Source organism: uncultured Psychroserpens sp. (assembly GCF_947500255.1).
Classification (GTDB): domain Bacteria; phylum Bacteroidota; class Bacteroidia; order Flavobacteriales; family Flavobacteriaceae; genus Psychroserpens.
In genome coordinates, this window is record NZ_CANMRL010000001.1 from 750056 (window position 1) to 767267 (window position 17212).

Genomic DNA, 17212 nt, shown 5'->3' on the forward strand with positions numbered 1-17212 from the left:
TTAATCTTTAAAAGTAATTGTTGTTTTACCTTTTTCAACCTTCAACTCGATCACTTTTCCTAAAACCATAGCACGATTATCCTTTTCATGACCTGCTGGCATATTAAACGCAATTGGAAAATCATAATCTGCTAAAGCATCAATAACTAATTGCTCAACTGAGGTTCCCCAAAGTGTTGTGTTCTTCCGTAGTTTACTCATGTCGCCTACAATAACACCTTTACAGTTATTAAAATAACCTGCGCGCTTTAAACTCTGCAACATACGATCTATATGGTATTTATACTCCCCTATTTCCTCAATAAATAAAATCTTACCAGACACATCAATACTCGTTTTTGAGCCTAACATGGTATGCAACATTGTCAAATTTCCACCAACTAGAGGCCCACTAGCTTCACCAACCTTATTGTAATTAGAACCTTCTAAAGTATAATTAACCGGGTTGCCAAAAATTGTCGCTTTAAACGTATCTACTGTTTCTTTGATCTCTTCTAAATCTTTAGTTAAACTCACACACATTAATGCATGTATAGATTGAAATCCTTCATTGTGGAATTGATTGTGCAATGCCGTAATATCACTATAGCCTATCAACCATTTAGGGTGTTCCTTAAATTTTGTGTAGTCTAACTTATCTAATATTCTAACGGTTCCGTAACCTCCTCTAGCACACCAAATCGCACTAATTTTTGGATCATCTAATGCCTTTTGAAAATCTTCACAACGTTCATCATCGGTTCCTGCAAAATGATCATCTTTATTAAACACATGTTTTCCTACCACAACATGTAATCCCCAACTTTTTAATAAGGCTGTTGCTTGCTCTACTTCATCATTTCTGTTTTTTAATATCCCTGAAGGTGCTACAATAGCAATGGTATCTCCAGCTTTCAAGTATGGTGGTTGTATCAAAGTAATTAGATTTTGTTGTTCAGATTGTTCTTGTGCTGTTACATTTCCGAAGAAAAAAATCAGACAAATTAAAAGTAAAACATTACACATTTTAGACATATTGTAAATGTACATTTTTTTTCTAAAACGCTTGTAAAATGCTTACTTTTGTAGCTTGTTAAAACGAATTCGAAATGTCTAAACGATATACAATTACTGCAGCTTTACCTTACACTAATGGTCCAATTCATATTGGGCACTTGGCAGGTGTTTATGTGCCAGCAGATATTTACGCACGTTATAAACGATTAACTGGTAATGATGTGGCTTTCATTTGTGGAAGTGATGAACATGGCGTACCTATTACAATCAAAGCAAAAAAAGAAGGCGTAACACCTCAAGATGTTGTAGATAAATATCATGCTATTATTAAAAAATCGTTTGTAGACTTCGGAATTACATTTGACAACTACTCCAGAACCTCAGCAAAAATTCATCATGAAACAGCATCAGAGTTTTTTAAAACCTTATATGATAAACATGAGTTTGTTGAGGAAGTAACAGAACAACTCTATGACGAAGAAGCTAATCAATTCTTAGCCGATAGGTTTGTTACCGGAACTTGCCCAAAGTGTGGTAATGAAGAAGCTTACGGAGATCAATGTGAAAATTGTGGTTCGAGTTTAAATGCTACAGACCTTATAGGTCCTAAATCGGCAATTACAGGAAATGTTCCTACTTTAAAAGAGACCAAACACTGGTTTTTACCACTTAATAAACATGAGAGTTTTTTAAGAGAATGGATATTAAAAGGCCATAAAAAAGATTGGAAACCAAATGTTTACGGACAAGTAAAATCATGGATTGATGATGGCTTACGTCCAAGAGCTGTAACACGTGACTTAGATTGGGGAATTCCTGTTCCAGTACCTGGAGGTGAAGGAAAAGTACTTTATGTTTGGTTTGATGCACCTATTGGTTATATCTCTGCGACTAAAGAATGGGCTGCACATGAAGGCAAAGACTGGGAACCTTATTGGAAAGATAAAGACACTAAATTAATTCATTTTATTGGTAAGGATAATATTGTGTTTCACTGCATTATTTTTCCATCAATGCTTAAAGCTGAAGGGTCTTATATTTTGCCAGATAATGTGCCTGCCAATGAGTTTTTAAACTTAGAAGGCAATAAATTATCGACCTCAAAAAACTGGGCGGTTTGGTTACCTGATTATTTAGAGGATTTTCCAAATCAACAGGATGTATTACGTTATGCATTAACAGCAAATGCTCCTGAGAGTAAGGATAACGATTTTACTTGGAAAGATTTTCAAGCAAGAAATAATAATGAGTTGGTAGCGATCTTCGGAAATTTTATTAATCGCGTTGTAGTGCTTACCAATAAATATTATGATGGTGTGATACCTGAAACTTCAGAATTTTCAGAAATTGATACAGAAACTTTAGCTACTGTTAAAGCCTATCCATCTGTTATAGAAAGCTCTATCGAACGTTACCGATTTAGAGAAGCGAGCCAAGAATTAATGAATCTAGCACGTTTAGGGAATAAGTATTTAGCCGATGAAGAACCTTGGAAGTTGGTGAAAACTGACGAAGCGCGTACAAAAACAATCATGTTTGTAGCACTTCAAATTGCGAGTGCGTTAGCCACGTTGAGTGAGCCATTTTTACCATTTACTTCTGAAAAATTAAAACGTATTTTAGATATAGATACAAATTCATGGACCGATATTTCAACTAAGGATATTCTATTGCCATCGGGTCATCATATTGGAAAAGGTGAATTATTATTTTCTAAAATTGAAGATAAAACCATTCAAGAGCAATTAGATAAATTAGAAGCAAGCAAGAAAGCTAACGAAGCAGCGAATAAAGAAGTAGAGCCTCAAAAAGAAACAATCACTTTTGACGATTTCACAAAACTCGACATGAGAGTTGGAACCATTCTCGAAGCTGAAAAAATGCCAAAAACTAAAAAACTTCTAGTGTTAAAAGTAGATACAGGTATTGATACACGAACTATTGTTTCTGGTATTGCCGAAAGTTTCACTCCTGAAGAAGTGGTTGGAAAACAAGTTACTGTTTTAGTGAATTTGGCGCCAAGAGCGTTACGAGGTGTGGAGAGCGAGGGCATGATTTTAATGACCGAAACACCTGAAGGGAAATTGGTATTCGTTAATCCAGATACTACGGTAAATAGTGGGTTGCAGATAAGTTAGACCCTTATTTAACGACTAGTTTTTTAATGGCTTGTTGGTCGTATTTGTCTATCGCCTTTAGAAAATAAATACCGCTTTCTAGTTGTGCAACATTCATTCTAATAATGCTTTTATCAAATTGGTGTACAGCCACACTCTTGCCTAGTGCATCCATAATTTCTATGCTCTTTATTTTATGTGTACCTATAACGAATAATTCATCTTCCACAGGGTTGGGATGAAACTTGAAAACTTCAATTTTTTCTGGAAGTTGATTTTCTTTAGGCGGTTCTGGTTGTTGTTCTTGAGAAAATGAATAGTTACAAATGATTAAGATTAAAAAAGCAAAGCGCGCATTTTTCATGATGTTTAAATTTAGTGATTGATGAATAGGGTTATCAATAACGATTTAAAAATCAAATAATTATGCGATTAAAGTTAAAATCGCTATTGTTAATTCATTACACAATCAAATGTCTCAACCAAAAAAACACTAGTAAATAGCAAACTGTAAATTAATGAGTTATCAACACGTTCTTGTTAACTTTAACTTTGAAAAAGTAAAAGTATATTGATAAAAAATGTAATTTGGTCACTCATAACTCAATACGTATTTCAATATGAAAAAAACTACCTCTTTAAAATTATCAAAACAACTTGCCAAGTATGGTGCCTTAACTGTAGCCATAGCAGGTGTAGCTGATGCTAGTGGGCAAATAAGCTACACAAATGTAGATCCCGATTTTTCTTCATCTGGTGTTGGAGGAGAATACTTTTTAGACTTGGACAATAATGGTACAAATGATTTTAGAATTTTCCAAAACGGCGTAAGTTCATCTAGTAGTGCTGCTGTTTTAATTTCACCTCTAACAGCAAGTAATGATGTACTTGGATCAAGTGGTGCAACCTATGCATATCCTTTTGTTTTAAACTCTGGAGATGCTATTTCAAGCGGAGGGTCTGCCTGGAATAATAATGGATTTTCTAATGGTTTTCAATCTTTAAATTATGGCAGTAGCTGTAGTATTGGTAATTGGTGTAGCGTCACAGATGGCTTTATTGGTTTACGTTTTAATATTGGCGGAAGCATCCATTATGGTTGGGCAAGATTAGACGTAGGAGCAGGACCTTTAGATACTTGGACAGTAAAAGACTTTGCTTATAATCAAACCGCTAACCAAAGTATCATGGCAGGTCAACAAACCTTAAGTGTAGAAACAAATATTTTAGAGAATGTTAGAATAGTTGCTTTAAATAAAAGTATAGGACTTTATAATTTGACAGATACAGCCAACTATAAGTTGTTTAGTATGACTGGAAAGCAAGTTTTAGAAGGGACTGTTACTGATAATACTTATGTAATAGAAGCGAACACAGTTGCTTCAGGTGTTTATATTATTGAACTTATTGATGTGAACTCAAAAGCAGCAATAAGAAAAAAAGTGGTATTATAAAACAAGATAAAATTGATAAAAAAAGGGACTGTAATTGCAGTCCCTTTTTTTATGGTCTAAGATTTATTTCTATACAAAGATGTATCTACACATCCAATCATGGCATCAAGATCGAGATCTTCTCCTAAAAACGAAGATACTTTTGAGGTCACTTCTCTAGTACTACTTAATACATCTTTATAATTGATATATATAAGCTCTACTCCTGGTTCTTTATTCTTCCAGGTTTCAACCAAACTAAGATGCTTTTTGTAGGATTCAAACAATCGTATTGGCAACGTTTCGGTATCCTTACCAATCATTTTTTGTTGAGATTGTACCACTTCATGTAAGTCTCTATTCATGAAAATTACTTTGTAGCGATACTGAGGATCCAAAAACTTAAGTAAGGGAGCCACAACCTTAACAGACTTATTTTGCGCTTTATGTAACCAAGTATTATCCTTATGTAAGGACATAACAGGGTCGTATTCGAAATAGCCTTTAGGATTCGAAATATCAGCCTTACGATTAGAATCGGTTAACACTGTTTTGCCTCCTTTATGAAGCATTTGCATCATTAGGGAGGTTCCAGATCTTGGCAACCCAGAAACCACAATGATTTGGTCTTTATGATTGGTTGAATTTATTTTATCCTCAAACCGATTTTGCAACTCAATGTTTTCTATGGCCTTTTCTGCGCGATGATGTGTTTTAGGCTTTAATTTAGCAGCTGTTTGATAAGCTTTCTTTGCATTTTCGGTGTCTCCTAATTTTTCTAAGGCTTCACCCAATGTGTAATGTGCTTCGGGAAAGTACTTTACCAGTTCTATAGAAGTTAAAGCATGTTCGGCGGCTTCTTCAAAATGTTCAAGACGAATTAATGTAACGGCTAATGCATTATGAAATTTCGCATTATCTACTTCTAATTCTAAACTCTTTTCAAAGGCATTTTTGGCATTAGAATAGTCACCAATCTGAAGGTATATTTTACCTATTTCATACCATACTTGAGCATTAGGTTTTTTATTCTTTGCCTCAATCAACAACTTTAAAGCCTTATCTATACGACCCTTGTGCATTAAAATTTTAGCCTCAGAGAAGTACGTATTTATTTTAAATTTTTTATCTCTTGTTCTCAATTCATTCAAGTAGATCTCTGCTTTGTCATAATCGCTTTCAGAAAAACTAATCGCTAATAAATCCATATAATATGGAATAAGATCTATGGGATCTTTTTCTTCAATTAATTCTAACAATATGGTTTTTGACTTATCGTAGTCTTTTTTCCCAAGATATACTCGAGCTAAATTATGTTTTAAATCACATTTAACCTTTACTATTGAATTTTCAATTTTCTCATCAGGACGATCTATATAACCTAACTCTATAAGCTGTTCCATAGTTTCTTGATCGTTCAAGAAATCTTTATAATCTGTGTTTTTTGACTCACCAAAATCACCTTCTATATGTTCCCAACTCTCAATATAATTAGGTGGTGATGTTTCCTTAAAAATATCTAGTGCGACTTTACCATCCATATCTTTACCAATAGGCAAATCAAACATATGTAATAGGGTTGGCGCAATATCAATGAGTCCTAAACCAAATATTTTTTCGTTGGTTTTAATATTAGGTCCAGCTGCTACAAACATCCCAAACTGACGGTGTTCTAATGAAGGAGCTGCTTGATATTTAGGCATCTCCAAAATGCGCTTGTGATCAGATTCATAACCATGATCAGACATAATGATAATGGTTGTGTCTTCACTTACAAGCTCTAAGGTTCGCTCTAACATCATGTCTTGAAAACGATAGGCACTATTCACACAATCTTTATATATCTCATATAAATCTTGAGGAACGGGATTTAGCTTAGGTGGATGAAACTTCATAAATGCGTGACAAAAATGATCTATCAAATCGTAATAAACAGCCATAAAATCCCATTCAGAATTTTGCATGGTATATGTGGCTGCTGAGTGTATAGACACATTTTCTGCCATAATTTTAGCAAATGCGCGTAAACCTTTGTCGTTTTTCTGGTCAATGTTTTTTGCTTTGGGCATGAAAGGCAATATATGAGCTTCTGTTATTTCATAAGGAAACAATCTTAAGTCACTCATCTCTTTCACTAATGATTCGGGATGTATGGTACCAGAAACTATAGGGTTTTTAGCTTTTGGATCCATACTTACTTTTTGAAATCGATCTGTAACAACAACACCATTAATAGGTTCTGCAGGAAAGCTTGGCCACCAACCTACTAAGTTACTTTTAAAGCCTTGATTATGTAATATATTCCATATAGCTCTTGATTTTCTTGAATTAACAGTTACTGGGTGAACTCCTTTCATGTCTGGCATGAGCTCTAAAAATCCTAAAACACCATGTTTATCTGGAGTTTTCCCAGTAGCTACGGTAGACCACAACATAGGAGAATACGGAGGATTCATCGTAGCCATGTTTCCATAAACACCTCTATCTATAAGTTTTTTTAGTGCTGGCATTTGACCTTTTGCTAATAAAGGTCCCATAATTTTCCAATCAGCCGCGTCCCAACCTAACAACAAAACTTTATTCTTCTTCTTCATTCTTACGGTTTTGTTTTGCTTCTTTTTTTACTTCCCTCCAAGCCCTCAAACCTAGGTCACCAAGTGCTAGAAGTCCGAGTGATCCTTTTTCAGTAATCTCTATAGGTTGCTTTTGTAATTCTTCCTTCATTTAATTCATTTTAATCGTCATAAAAATAGAATAAATCTTAGACGTATATTTACATTTTTAAAATTTTAAATGCTTAAAATAGCTTTCCATCCTATTTACAAACATTCATTGCCAGAAGGGCATCGTTTTCCCATGTTAAAGTATGAGTTGCTTCCTGAGCAATTACTGTATGAAGGCACCTGTACGGAGGCTAATTTTTTTAAGCCAGAAACACCAAGTGATACTCACATTCTAAATGTACATACTAAAGACTACTACCAAGATCTAAAACAACTAACCTTAGATAAAAGGGCAGCTCGTAAAATAGGGTTTCCTTTGAGCTCTGTTTTGGTTGAACGTGAAGTCATTATAGCAGATGGGTCTATAAAAGCGAGTGAATACGCATTAGAATATGGAATTGCAATGAATATTGCAGGCGGGACACATCATGCCTATACCAATCGTGGTGAAGCCTTTTGCTTGTTAAATGATCAGGCTATTAGTGCACGATATCTTCAAGATAAAGGATTAGTACATAAGATTTTAATTGTAGATCTGGATGTACATCAAGGTAACGGAACAGCAGAGATTTTTCAAAACGACACTTCTGTTTTTACATTTTCCATGCATGGAAAAAGCAATTATCCATTTAAAAAAGAAATGAGCGACTTAGATATCGCTTTAGAAAATGATACTGATGATGATACCTATCTCAATATCTTATATGATATACTTCCAAAATTAATCAAGCAAGAAGAACCCGATTTTATTTATTACCTCAGTGGTGTAGATGTAATTGCAACTGATAAGCTTGGTAAATTAGGACTAACATTAAATGGCTGTAAAACACGTGATCAATTTGTTTTAAGCACTTGTAAATCTCATAACATTCCTGTGATGTGTAGTATGGGAGGTGGTTATAGTCCAGATATCAAAACTATTGTCGAAGCACATGCCAATACTTATCGCTTGGCTCAAGAGATTTTCTTTTAAAAACAACTTAAGCCGAATTACGACTCGCATTAATATTTCCGAAAAGCGAACGGGTTACGATTTTCTCAAAAATGGCTATCTGTTCTTCATCTCTAACTTCTGCTTTTTCCAACTCTTGTATTTTTTTAAGCGCATATTGTTGTATAGTCAATAATGGCAATACAATAGCCTCTCGCATATCTATTGATGCTTTTCCTGCAGGCTCTTCTTCCATGAGTTCTTTTGAATTAGTAAGCTTTAACAATAAACGCTTAGAAGTTTCATATTCTTTAAAAATAATGGTCCAGAATTCACCAAATTCTTCATTATCTGCCATATATTTTGTGAGATCAAAAAATGATTTAGACAATGACATCATACTGTTTTCAATAAGCGTTTTAAAGAAATTTGAATTATTATAAAGGTCTTTTACTTTTTTAAATTCGCCTTTATCTTCATAGTATTGAAGTGCTGTACCAACGCCAAAAAAACCTGGAACATTTTGCTTTAGCTGACTCCAACTACCTACAAAAGGAATCGCTCTTAGGTCTTCAAAAATGAGCTTATCTGATTTCCCGCGTTTAGAAGGTCGACTTCCAATATTCGTCTTTGCATAGTATTTTAATGTGCTCATACGTTCTAAATATGGTACAAACATGGGGTGTTTTTTAAAGTTTGAATACGTTTCATAACTTAAGCTAGCCAAATCGTTCATCACTTCGGTATGGTGTTTAGCCATAGCTGTATTAGTCTCATTGAGATGATTTAAAATACCAGAACTTATCAATTGCTCTAAGTTATACTGAGAAGAATCTGATGTGCCAAAATTAGAACTAATCGTTTGCCCTTGTATAGTTAATTGCACTTCTTTATCTTCAATAGTTGGTCCTAACGATGCATAAAATTGATGGGTTTTCCCTCCTCCTCTAGCTGGAGGTCCTCCACGACCATCAAAGAAAATCACAGTTACATCATACTTTCTGGAAACAGCAGTTAGACGCTCCTTCGCTTTAAATATCGCCCAATTAGCCATTAGGTATCCACCATCTTTAGTGCCATCGCTAAAGCCCAACATAATGGTTTGTTTATTCCCTCTTTTCTTTAAATGCTTTGCATAATCTGGATTTGTATAAAGCTCCTCCATTACTGTTGGCGCATTCTCTAAGTCGGTAATAGTTTCAAATAATGGCCCTATATCAACTGTTAACTCATTTTCAAAAGCCACTAATTTTAACATAGCAAACAATTGCATAACATGAAGTGTAGTTTGATTGTTACTAATAATATATCTATTAGCTGCACGTTCGCCATTGGTCTCTTGGATCGTTTTTATGGCCTCAATAGTTTTCAGCGTTTTTACAACAGTGTCATCTTCAAATAATGAAAGATCAATACTGCCTTTAATTTTTGAAAGTACTTTTACCTGTTCTTTTTCTGGTAATTCTTGATAGTTCTTTGGGAAAATAGCATTTCCTGAAGCGATTAATGTATCGACCATAGCATTAAAAACTGAAGCATGAGCACGACTATCCTGTCGGATGTCTAATGTTGCAAAATGAAATCCGAACAACTGAATTTTATTTAAAAGACTATTAATTTCATCAAGATATAACGACTGATGCTCATTAATAACCATCGATTTAATAGCCTCTAATTCTGATTTAAAATGTGTTAATGTCAACTCACTTTTTTCTAAAGATGTAAACGCTTTATAAAGTTGAATTTCTAATTTAGTCATGCGCTCGCCTATCCCTTTAAAGGTTAGCTTTCTTTTTAATTTTCTAATATCACGATAGTAATTTTTAAAAATAGTTTCACGCAATCTTCTAGCAACTTTTAAGGTTATCTCTGGAGTAACAAATGGATTACCATCACGATCACCTCCAGGCCAAAAGCCAATATTTATAATGTCATTATCAATATGCTGCCCATCAAAAATATTTTGCTGAATGTAGTTATAAATGCTTCCGAAAGAATAATAAAACACATGCTCTAAATACCAAATTAGGCTAACCGCTTCATCATATGGTGTAGGCTTTTTGTGTTTAAAAAATGGTGTCTTACCCAATTGTGCAAGTAAGTCGTTAATGACGAGCAGATCATTTCTTTTGATCGCTTCGGTTAAATCTGTAATAATCCCTAAAACAGATCCTGGATAAAATTGCGTAGGGTGCGCTGTAAGTACAATTCGAACTTTAAATTCTTCGAGATACCGTTGTAATTCTTCAAGTTTATTTTCTGAAATAGCCGATTCTTTTAAACTTCGTAACGTTCCAATACCATCCATGTTATTTACAATTGAGAACGCAGCATCTTCAATAGCATCAAATAGCACTACTTGTCTTTCGATATATTGAATAAATCGAAACAGTAAATTGATCTGACTTTGTGTTGAGCGTCGCGCTTGGTACTTCTTAAAAAAAGTTTCTACTATGGTTGTGGGATCGTCGCCTGCTTTAAATCCTTTTTGACAGGTTTCATGAAATAATGGTAACAAAGCACCTGTTTTTGTAATCGTATCAAAAGGTAATGTCATAAAAATACTATTGTAAATTTGGTATTTAGACATGACATTTTGCTTGAATCTTGTCAATTTTGGCTGCGTAGACATCTTATCGTAGTTTGTATAAAGATACTAAAGCTTGCAAGGTTAAAGTAACCTCATCTTATTTTTTATGGATTCTTCAATTTTTATAAACCTTAATTATCAAAATATCAATTAAAATAAATTTTAACTATAAATTAATAACGGTTTTGTAAGAAAATAGCTCATTTTAAAGTATCTTTATGTTCTATGTCAACGCTTTAAAGCGTTGATATTTAAAATGCTAGACTAAAAACCATCAACTATGAATTTTAATCTTTTTAAGCACTTCCGTTTTTATCATTTCTGCTTTTTTCTAATTAGCTCTTCACTTTTAAATCTCAACGCACAAAACAATTTCGATGAAGAATCATTGGTAGATGCCTATGAAGATTATACCGAAGCTCCAAGAGAAACTATTTATGCACATTTAAATAAATCAACATATATAAATGGTGAAATGTTAGGTTTTACGGCTTATGCTTTTGATAAATTCACAAAAGAAAGATCTAATTTAACATCAAACCTCTACTGTATCATTTCAGATCTTAACGGAAATGTGATTAAACAAAAACTAATACGTGTTGTTGATGGTGTTGCTTCAAACGTATTCTATATTGACGAAAAACTGAAAAGTGGCAACTTTATGTTTAAGGCTTATACGAATTGGATGCTCAACTTTGAAGAGCAAAATCATTTTCAGCAGGTCTTTAGTGTACTTGATGCTGATACGCAATCTGAAATAGCATCAAAAGCGATAGATAATGACCTTGATATTCAAATTTTAGGCGAAGGTGGTCACTTAGTATACAATACGCTTAATACCGCTGGTATTATTGTTAAGAACAAATCTGGTAAAGGCCTACCTTATGCAAAAGCAAAAATTATTGATGACAATAACCTAACGATTAATGAATTTGAGCTTAATGCGTTAGGAATTTCAAAAGTTATTTTCAACCCAGAACCAAATCGTAAATATTTTGTGAACGTCTATCATAATGACGCTGTTAATACTATTGAAATTAAAGATATTAAAGCTATAGGTTTTAATATGACTGTTAATAATCTACAAGACAGGCTACTCATTAACTTTGCAACTAACGACGCTTCAATTGCTATTTTAAAAACTAAAACATTCAAACTTGCTATTCATAATGGAAATGATATAAGTGTTGTTCCGTTTAAAATGAATGAACATGCTAAAACTTTGACTGTTCCTAGATCTGAATTATTTTCTGGCATTAATATTTTCACTGTGTTTGACGAAAAAAACAAACCCATTTTGGAGCGCTTAGTGTTTAACCACATCAATATCAATAAAGGAAAAACCAACTATATGTCTTCGGTTCAAGACAAGGATTCTCTATTGATAACTCTAAAAGTTGACAACAATAAACTTAATCAATTTAACAACGTGAGTGTATCGATATTGCCTTCAGAAACTAAAAGCTACAATCATCATCACAATTTACTATCACAATTATACTTACAACCTTATATAAAAACACCAATACAAAATGCTGGATATTACTTTAAAGATAAGAGCCGTAAAACAACATATGAGTTAGATAATTTATTACTTACTCAGGGCTGGAGCAGTTATAACTGGACTAACATTTTTAATTTTAGTAATATCTATAAATACGAGTTTGAACAAGGTATTAGAATAACATCAAATATAAATGGAGAAGTCAAATCTGGTATTTACATGACTTATCCTCTCAAGGAAAGTACATCACAGATTTATACCGTTACTGAAAATGATAGAACTATTTTAACCAAAGGACTTTTCCCAGATAGCGAAGAGAAATTTAAAATAGGTTATCTCAACAAAAAAGGAGAGCCTAGAGCACCTTCAGTGTATCCACAATTTTATCCATCAACGTTTTCTCAATTCGATAAAACATATGACTATGCCTTATTTGATAGTTCAAGATTGACTACTAGCACTAGAATTCCCAATACACCAAGTTCTTGGAGTGATATTGAAACCTTAGATGAAGTTGTGATTACTGGAAAAAAGGAAAAAACCAGAATAGAGAAACTCCAAGAGAAAAAAATTAAAGGCAAAATTTTTGAGGTTACTAATAGACAGCGTCTTCGAGGCACACCTTTGGATGTGTATTTAACCTCCATTGGTTTTGTAGCCAGATATGATCTCGTAAATGGTATATTTTCCATTATAAACCCTAGGGTGAATTGGGGCAACCCTGTACCGTTAGTTTACTTGGACGATGTCCTCTTGTGGGAATCTAACTTTGATATTTTAGCTACGATTAATCTGTCATATGTAGATTATGTTGATGTAGAGTATTACGGTTTTGGTGGAGGTATTAGAGGCCAAGCTGGTTTTATAAAGATTTATACTAGTCCAGAGTTTTTCTATAGAAATGATGGAAAAGCCAATACCATTTCTACATTTGATTTTCCGCTAACATTTGATGAAGACAAACAATTCTATACACCAAAGTATCAGTTTTACAATACAAAGTTTTTTAATGAATATGGGACTATAGATTGGAAACCAAATTTAAAAGTCGATAGTGAAGGTTTGATTCGTTTTAAAATTAAAAACTCAAGTATTGAACGTATCAATCTCTATATTAATGGTATTGTAAATGGTAATGAATTACTATCAGAAATTAAAACGATAGAAAACACTAATTCTAATTAAATCTTAAATTCTATTGTAATGTTTCAATGTTAAATGAGACCATTAGTTCATGTCAAAAACATTTACAGAGTTTTCTACCAATGCTATTTTAAATGTAGGTGATGAACAATTACTTTCTAAGTATACCTCATCAAAACCTATTGGACTATACACATTTGTGTGGGCTACAAGTTCGCCCATTAAGGTTATTGTAGATGGTATACCACTAACTCTAGAACCTCATCAAATTTTATCACTTACAGCCATTCAGTATTTTCAATTTGTAGAAGGTAGCGACGTGATTGTTTATCAGTTTAATAGAGAATTCTATTGTATAAAAGACCATGATAAAGAAGTAGGATGTGCAGGTTTATTGTTTTTCGGAAATGAGCATATTCCCATTATAACGCTAAACACAACAGAACAGCAGAAATTTTCCATATTACATGAAGTGTTTTTAGACGAATTGGAAACAACAGATACCATTCAAGCAGAAATGTTACGTATGCTTATGGCACGATTTATCATTAAAACGACACGTTTATTGAAATCTAGTTCTGAAGACACCAAACCTTTAAAAGGAAGCAATGACACATTACGACATTTTAATTTTTTAGTAGAGACGCATTATAAACAGGAACACAGTGTCTCTTTTTATGCTGAAAAATTAAACAAATCACCAAAAACGCTATCTAATAGTTTTTCAAAATATCAAAAGAGTCCGTTACAAATCATTCATGATCGTATAGTACTAGAAACTAAACGTCAATTATTGTATACTGATAAATCTTCAAAAGAAATCGCATACGATATTGGATTTGATGATGCGTCGCATTTAAGCAGGTTGTTTAAAAAGCAAACATCATTAACACCTTCAGAATTCAAAAAAGGAAGCAAATTATACGTTTAGGGAAAAATTGACAATTCATAAGGAAGTCCTTCCATTTTTTAAACCACGTACCTATCGCATCTTTGTAGTGTTAAATCAAAACACATATAAAGATGAATTTAAAACACATATCTATTTTCAATTTAATTGAAATATTTAGAACAAGTCAAAAAAAAATTGTTCAAACCATAAGTCCGAAAACACATTGCGAGCAGAAACATATTCACGATTACTATTGTGATGCTGAAAAACCTCATATTGGTTAATTTTCAGAAGTAAAAAAAGTGATTCGGGAAAAATTGACAACTCAAAAGGAAAAAAGACCATTTCAAAACCATAACAGTCATTGCATCTTTGCAATGTAAATAATAACAAACATTTAAAAACAAATATTATGAATACATTCAATGTACCAACAAGAGAAAACGTAAGCGAAAATAATCAAGCTATTTTTGATAACCTTAATAAAGCATTAGGCTTTGTTCCTAATTTATATGCAACTTATGCTAATAGTGATACAGCTTTAGAGAACTACCTTAACTTTTCTAATGCAAAAACTTCATTATCTGCAAAAGAAAAAGAAGTTGTGAATTTGGCCGTAAGTCAAGTTAACAATTGTATTTACTGTTTATCTGCTCATACAGCCATTGGAAAAATGAACGGCTTTAATGATGATCAAATCTTAGAATTAAGAACAGGTAAAGCTTCATTTGATACTAAATTAGATGCTTTAGCTAGATTAGCTAGAAACATTACTGAAAATAGAGGAAATACAGATCAAGACGTATTAGACAACTATTTCGAAGCAGGTTACACAAAAGCTAATTTAATTGATACTATTTCATTGGTTGGAGACAAAACCATTTCTAACTACATTCATAGTACGACTAAAGTTCCTGTAGATTTTCCAGTAGCTCCTTCATTAGAAGACGTATTAGTATAAATTCAAAATATAAATTAAACACATAAAAACTTATAAAAAGATGAAAAAAGTAATTTCAATATTCGTAATGGTTTTAGCATTTACATTAACTACAAATGCTCAAGATAAAATGATGACAAAAGGTGATGTAAAAATAGTATCACTAGAGCAAACTACAGGTGAGTTCACACAAAAGGCCTTAACAGTAAGTGAAGGGACTTATATTTTTGAAGTTGCAAACAACAATGTAGGAAAAGAGGTTGGTTTTGTTTTAGTACCCAAAGGGAAAGATGCTTCTAAACCAGAGAATCATATTAAGACTGCTTATGTAACACAAGTAGTAAAAGATGGAGAAACACAAAGCTCAAATAAAACGAAGTTAACAAAAGGAGAGTACATATATTTTTGCCCTCTAAATAAGACGCCACAATATACCCTAATTGTTAAGTAGGCTAACTAAAGTTGATTAATTGCGAAAAGACTTTCCCTAGGGAAAGTCTTTTTTGTTTTATAGTCCTTTGTAATTATATTATTTTTATTACGACTTTTACATAATACGTAGTTATTTCGTAACTTTAGCGTTCAAAAAATTTAAAAAAGAAGAATTAATGAAAAGTAAAACTACTTACCCACGAGATTTTTTTTCAAAAGCATTAGCATTTGTTTTAATGATATCTTGCACAACATTAGTATTCGCTCAAGATTATCAAATTGTAGGCGAAGCTGTTTATTTAGATGGACCTACTTGTGAATATCCAAGAATATTTGATCCAAACAATGAGCAGATTTCTATACCCAACGATTTAATTTTAGCAAGAGATGTTGCAGATTCTAATGGAGCAGCATGCTCAACTTTTGTAGTCTCTTATAATGGATTTACTCCTGAAGCTCAAGCTGCATTTCAATTTGCTGTAGATATTTGGTCTAATACTATAGAATCTTCAGTGCCAATTAGAATAAATGCAAATTACACCGCTTTAGGTCCTGGTGTTTTAGGAAGTGCTTCTGCAAACGGATTTTTTGAAGTGACTGGAGCAGGTATTCCACCTAATACACTTTTCCCAAGAGCACTTGCGGAAAAGTTAACGGGTTCTGATACAGATCCATTTCCACCGCAAGCATCAATTGATATCAACTGTAATTTTAGCAATTCGATAAATTGGTATTTTGGAACTGATGCTAATCCGTTTAATAATCAATTCGATTTTGTATCGGTTGTATTGCATGAACTAGGACATGGATTAGGTTTTGCTGGTTTTGCAAGGCCAAATGGTGCTAACACAGAAGGATTGCTTAGAAACGGTGGTTTTGTAAGTGCTTACGATAATTTTGTAGAAAATGGAGCAGGAACTTCTATTTTAGATTTTCCAGATCCTTCGTTTCAATTATTACAACAACTAACTGGTGGAAATTTATTTTCTAATAGTCCAGCAGCTGTCGCAGCAAATGCAGGAGTACCACCAGAATATTGGGCACCAAACCCTTTTAATCAAGGATCTAGTTATAGCCATTGGGATGATAATATTTTTCCAAACGCCAATATTAATTCATTAATGACGCCTTCTATAGGTAATGGTCAAGCCAACCATAATACTGGCCCTATTACACGTGGATTATTTCTAGATATGGGCTGGACGCTTTGTCCTGCACTTAGTGTTAATGACTTTACTTTAGAAAGCTTAGAAGTGGCACCAAACCCTTTTAATGACAATATTAGAATCACTTTACCAGGAAACTATAATGATAGTGATTTTAACATCTCGATATTTGATGTTAATGGTCGCGTTGTTTTAGATAAAGATGTATCAAGTATTAACAGAACTATTGATATGGACTTATCTCAGTTAAAAACATCTATTTACTTTATGACTATAGAAGATGATGTTAATGGTTTATCTGTAACAAAAAAGATTGTTAGACAGTAAAGGAGTTTACTTCATAAA

Annotated in this window: 14 protein-coding genes; 9 read left to right on the forward strand and 5 right to left on the reverse strand. The window is 33.1% G+C overall.

Features of this window, described 5'->3' with window-relative positions; genetic code table 11:
* Positions 1-1029 (reverse strand): LD-carboxypeptidase, encoded by a 1029-nt coding sequence (locus Q0783_RS03185; RefSeq protein WP_298893247.1) that lies wholly within the window; start codon positions 1027-1029, stop codon positions 1-3.
* Between the two features lie 59 nt (positions 1030-1088).
* On the opposite strand from Q0783_RS03185, the gene metG reads away from it, so the two are divergent.
* Positions 1089-3134: a methionine--tRNA ligase gene (gene metG, locus Q0783_RS03190; RefSeq protein ID WP_298893249.1), complete on the forward strand. Its 2046-nt coding sequence runs from the start codon at positions 1089-1091 to the stop codon at positions 3132-3134.
* A gap of 4 nt (positions 3135-3138) precedes the next feature.
* On the opposite strand, the gene Q0783_RS03195 is transcribed toward metG, so the two are convergent.
* The gene (locus Q0783_RS03195; RefSeq protein ID WP_298893251.1) at positions 3139-3477 is read right to left on the reverse strand and encodes a T9SS type A sorting domain-containing protein; all 339 of its coding nucleotides are present in this window, start codon (positions 3475-3477) and stop codon (positions 3139-3141) included.
* 256 nt (positions 3478-3733) lie between these two features.
* Between Q0783_RS03195 and Q0783_RS03200 the strand changes: the two genes are divergently transcribed.
* The gene (locus Q0783_RS03200) at positions 3734-4567 is read left to right on the forward strand and encodes a T9SS type A sorting domain-containing protein (protein WP_298893253.1); all 834 of its coding nucleotides are present in this window, start codon (positions 3734-3736) and stop codon (positions 4565-4567) included.
* Positions 4568-4623: 56 nt separating this feature from the next.
* Here the strand turns inward: Q0783_RS03200 and Q0783_RS03205 are convergent, their stop codons facing one another.
* Complete coding sequence (locus Q0783_RS03205) at positions 4624-7140, reverse strand: alkaline phosphatase family protein (protein ID WP_298893255.1); 2517 nt, start codon at positions 7138-7140, stop codon at positions 4624-4626.
* Entirely contained in the window at positions 7124-7270 is a 147-nt protein-coding gene (locus Q0783_RS03210) for a hypothetical protein (RefSeq protein WP_298893257.1), read from the reverse strand. The genes Q0783_RS03205 and Q0783_RS03210 overlap by 17 nt, the downstream gene beginning before the upstream one ends.
* 69 nt (positions 7271-7339) lie before the next feature.
* Here Q0783_RS03210 and Q0783_RS03215 point away from each other — a divergent pair, with 69 nt between their 5' ends.
* Complete coding sequence (locus Q0783_RS03215; RefSeq protein WP_298893259.1) at positions 7340-8242, forward strand: histone deacetylase; 903 nt, start codon at positions 7340-7342, stop codon at positions 8240-8242.
* Between the two features lie 7 nt (positions 8243-8249).
* On the opposite strand, the gene Q0783_RS03220 is transcribed toward Q0783_RS03215, so the two are convergent.
* Positions 8250-10832 (reverse strand): phosphoenolpyruvate carboxylase, encoded by a 2583-nt coding sequence (locus Q0783_RS03220; protein WP_298893262.1) that lies wholly within the window; start codon positions 10830-10832, stop codon positions 8250-8252.
* A 238-nt stretch (positions 10833-11070) separates the two neighbouring features.
* Between Q0783_RS03220 and Q0783_RS03225 the strand changes: the two genes are divergently transcribed.
* From Q0783_RS03225 to Q0783_RS03250, 6 genes are all read left to right on the forward strand, one after another.
* The gene (locus tag Q0783_RS03225) at positions 11071-13479 is read left to right on the forward strand and encodes a hypothetical protein (RefSeq protein WP_298893264.1); all 2409 of its coding nucleotides are present in this window, start codon (positions 11071-11073) and stop codon (positions 13477-13479) included.
* Between the two features lie 49 nt (positions 13480-13528).
* Positions 13529-14368: a helix-turn-helix domain-containing protein gene (locus tag Q0783_RS03230; protein ID WP_298893266.1), complete on the forward strand. Its 840-nt coding sequence runs from the start codon at positions 13529-13531 to the stop codon at positions 14366-14368.
* A gap of 92 nt (positions 14369-14460) precedes the next feature.
* On the forward strand, positions 14461-14613 hold the full coding sequence (locus Q0783_RS03235; RefSeq protein ID WP_230934399.1) for a hypothetical protein: 153 nt from the start codon (positions 14461-14463) through the stop codon (positions 14611-14613).
* 128 nt (positions 14614-14741) lie between these two features.
* Complete coding sequence (locus Q0783_RS03240) at positions 14742-15290, forward strand: carboxymuconolactone decarboxylase family protein (RefSeq protein WP_298893269.1); 549 nt, start codon at positions 14742-14744, stop codon at positions 15288-15290.
* A 40-nt stretch (positions 15291-15330) separates the two neighbouring features.
* Complete coding sequence (locus Q0783_RS03245) at positions 15331-15720, forward strand: hypothetical protein (protein ID WP_298893271.1); 390 nt, start codon at positions 15331-15333, stop codon at positions 15718-15720.
* A 157-nt stretch (positions 15721-15877) separates the two neighbouring features.
* The gene (locus tag Q0783_RS03250) at positions 15878-17194 is read left to right on the forward strand and encodes a T9SS type A sorting domain-containing protein (protein WP_298893273.1); all 1317 of its coding nucleotides are present in this window, start codon (positions 15878-15880) and stop codon (positions 17192-17194) included.
* Positions 17195-17212 lie beyond the last annotated feature (18 nt).

Excerpts from the sequence above, each read along its gene's own strand:
- Q0783_RS03220 (WP_298893262.1), bottom strand. The coding sequence starts at position 10,832 with ATGTCTACGCAGCCAAAATTGACAAGATTCAAGCAAAATGTCATGTCT.
- Q0783_RS03210 (WP_298893257.1), bottom strand. The coding sequence starts at position 7,270 with ATGAAGGAAGAATTACAAAAGCAACCTATAGAGATTACTGAAAAAGGA.
- Q0783_RS03200 (WP_298893253.1), top strand. The coding sequence starts at position 3,734 with ATGAAAAAAACTACCTCTTTAAAATTATCAAAACAACTTGCCAAGTAT.
- Q0783_RS03185 (WP_298893247.1), bottom strand. The coding sequence starts at position 1,029 with ATGTACATTTACAATATGTCTAAAATGTGTAATGTTTTACTTTTAATT.
- Q0783_RS03235 (WP_230934399.1), top strand. The coding sequence starts at position 14,461 with ATGAATTTAAAACACATATCTATTTTCAATTTAATTGAAATATTTAGA.
- Q0783_RS03195 (WP_298893251.1), bottom strand. The coding sequence starts at position 3,477 with ATGAAAAATGCGCGCTTTGCTTTTTTAATCTTAATCATTTGTAACTAT.
- Q0783_RS03205 (WP_298893255.1), bottom strand. The coding sequence starts at position 7,140 with ATGAAGAAGAAGAATAAAGTTTTGTTGTTAGGTTGGGACGCGGCTGAT.
- Q0783_RS03225 (WP_298893264.1), top strand. The coding sequence starts at position 11,071 with ATGAATTTTAATCTTTTTAAGCACTTCCGTTTTTATCATTTCTGCTTT.
- metG (WP_298893249.1), top strand. The coding sequence starts at position 1,089 with ATGTCTAAACGATATACAATTACTGCAGCTTTACCTTACACTAATGGT.
- Q0783_RS03230 (WP_298893266.1), top strand. The coding sequence starts at position 13,529 with ATGTCAAAAACATTTACAGAGTTTTCTACCAATGCTATTTTAAATGTA.
- Q0783_RS03250 (WP_298893273.1), top strand. The coding sequence starts at position 15,878 with ATGAAAAGTAAAACTACTTACCCACGAGATTTTTTTTCAAAAGCATTA.
- Q0783_RS03240 (WP_298893269.1), top strand. The coding sequence starts at position 14,742 with ATGAATACATTCAATGTACCAACAAGAGAAAACGTAAGCGAAAATAAT.
- Q0783_RS03215 (WP_298893259.1), top strand. The coding sequence starts at position 7,340 with ATGCTTAAAATAGCTTTCCATCCTATTTACAAACATTCATTGCCAGAA.
- Q0783_RS03245 (WP_298893271.1), top strand. The coding sequence starts at position 15,331 with ATGAAAAAAGTAATTTCAATATTCGTAATGGTTTTAGCATTTACATTA.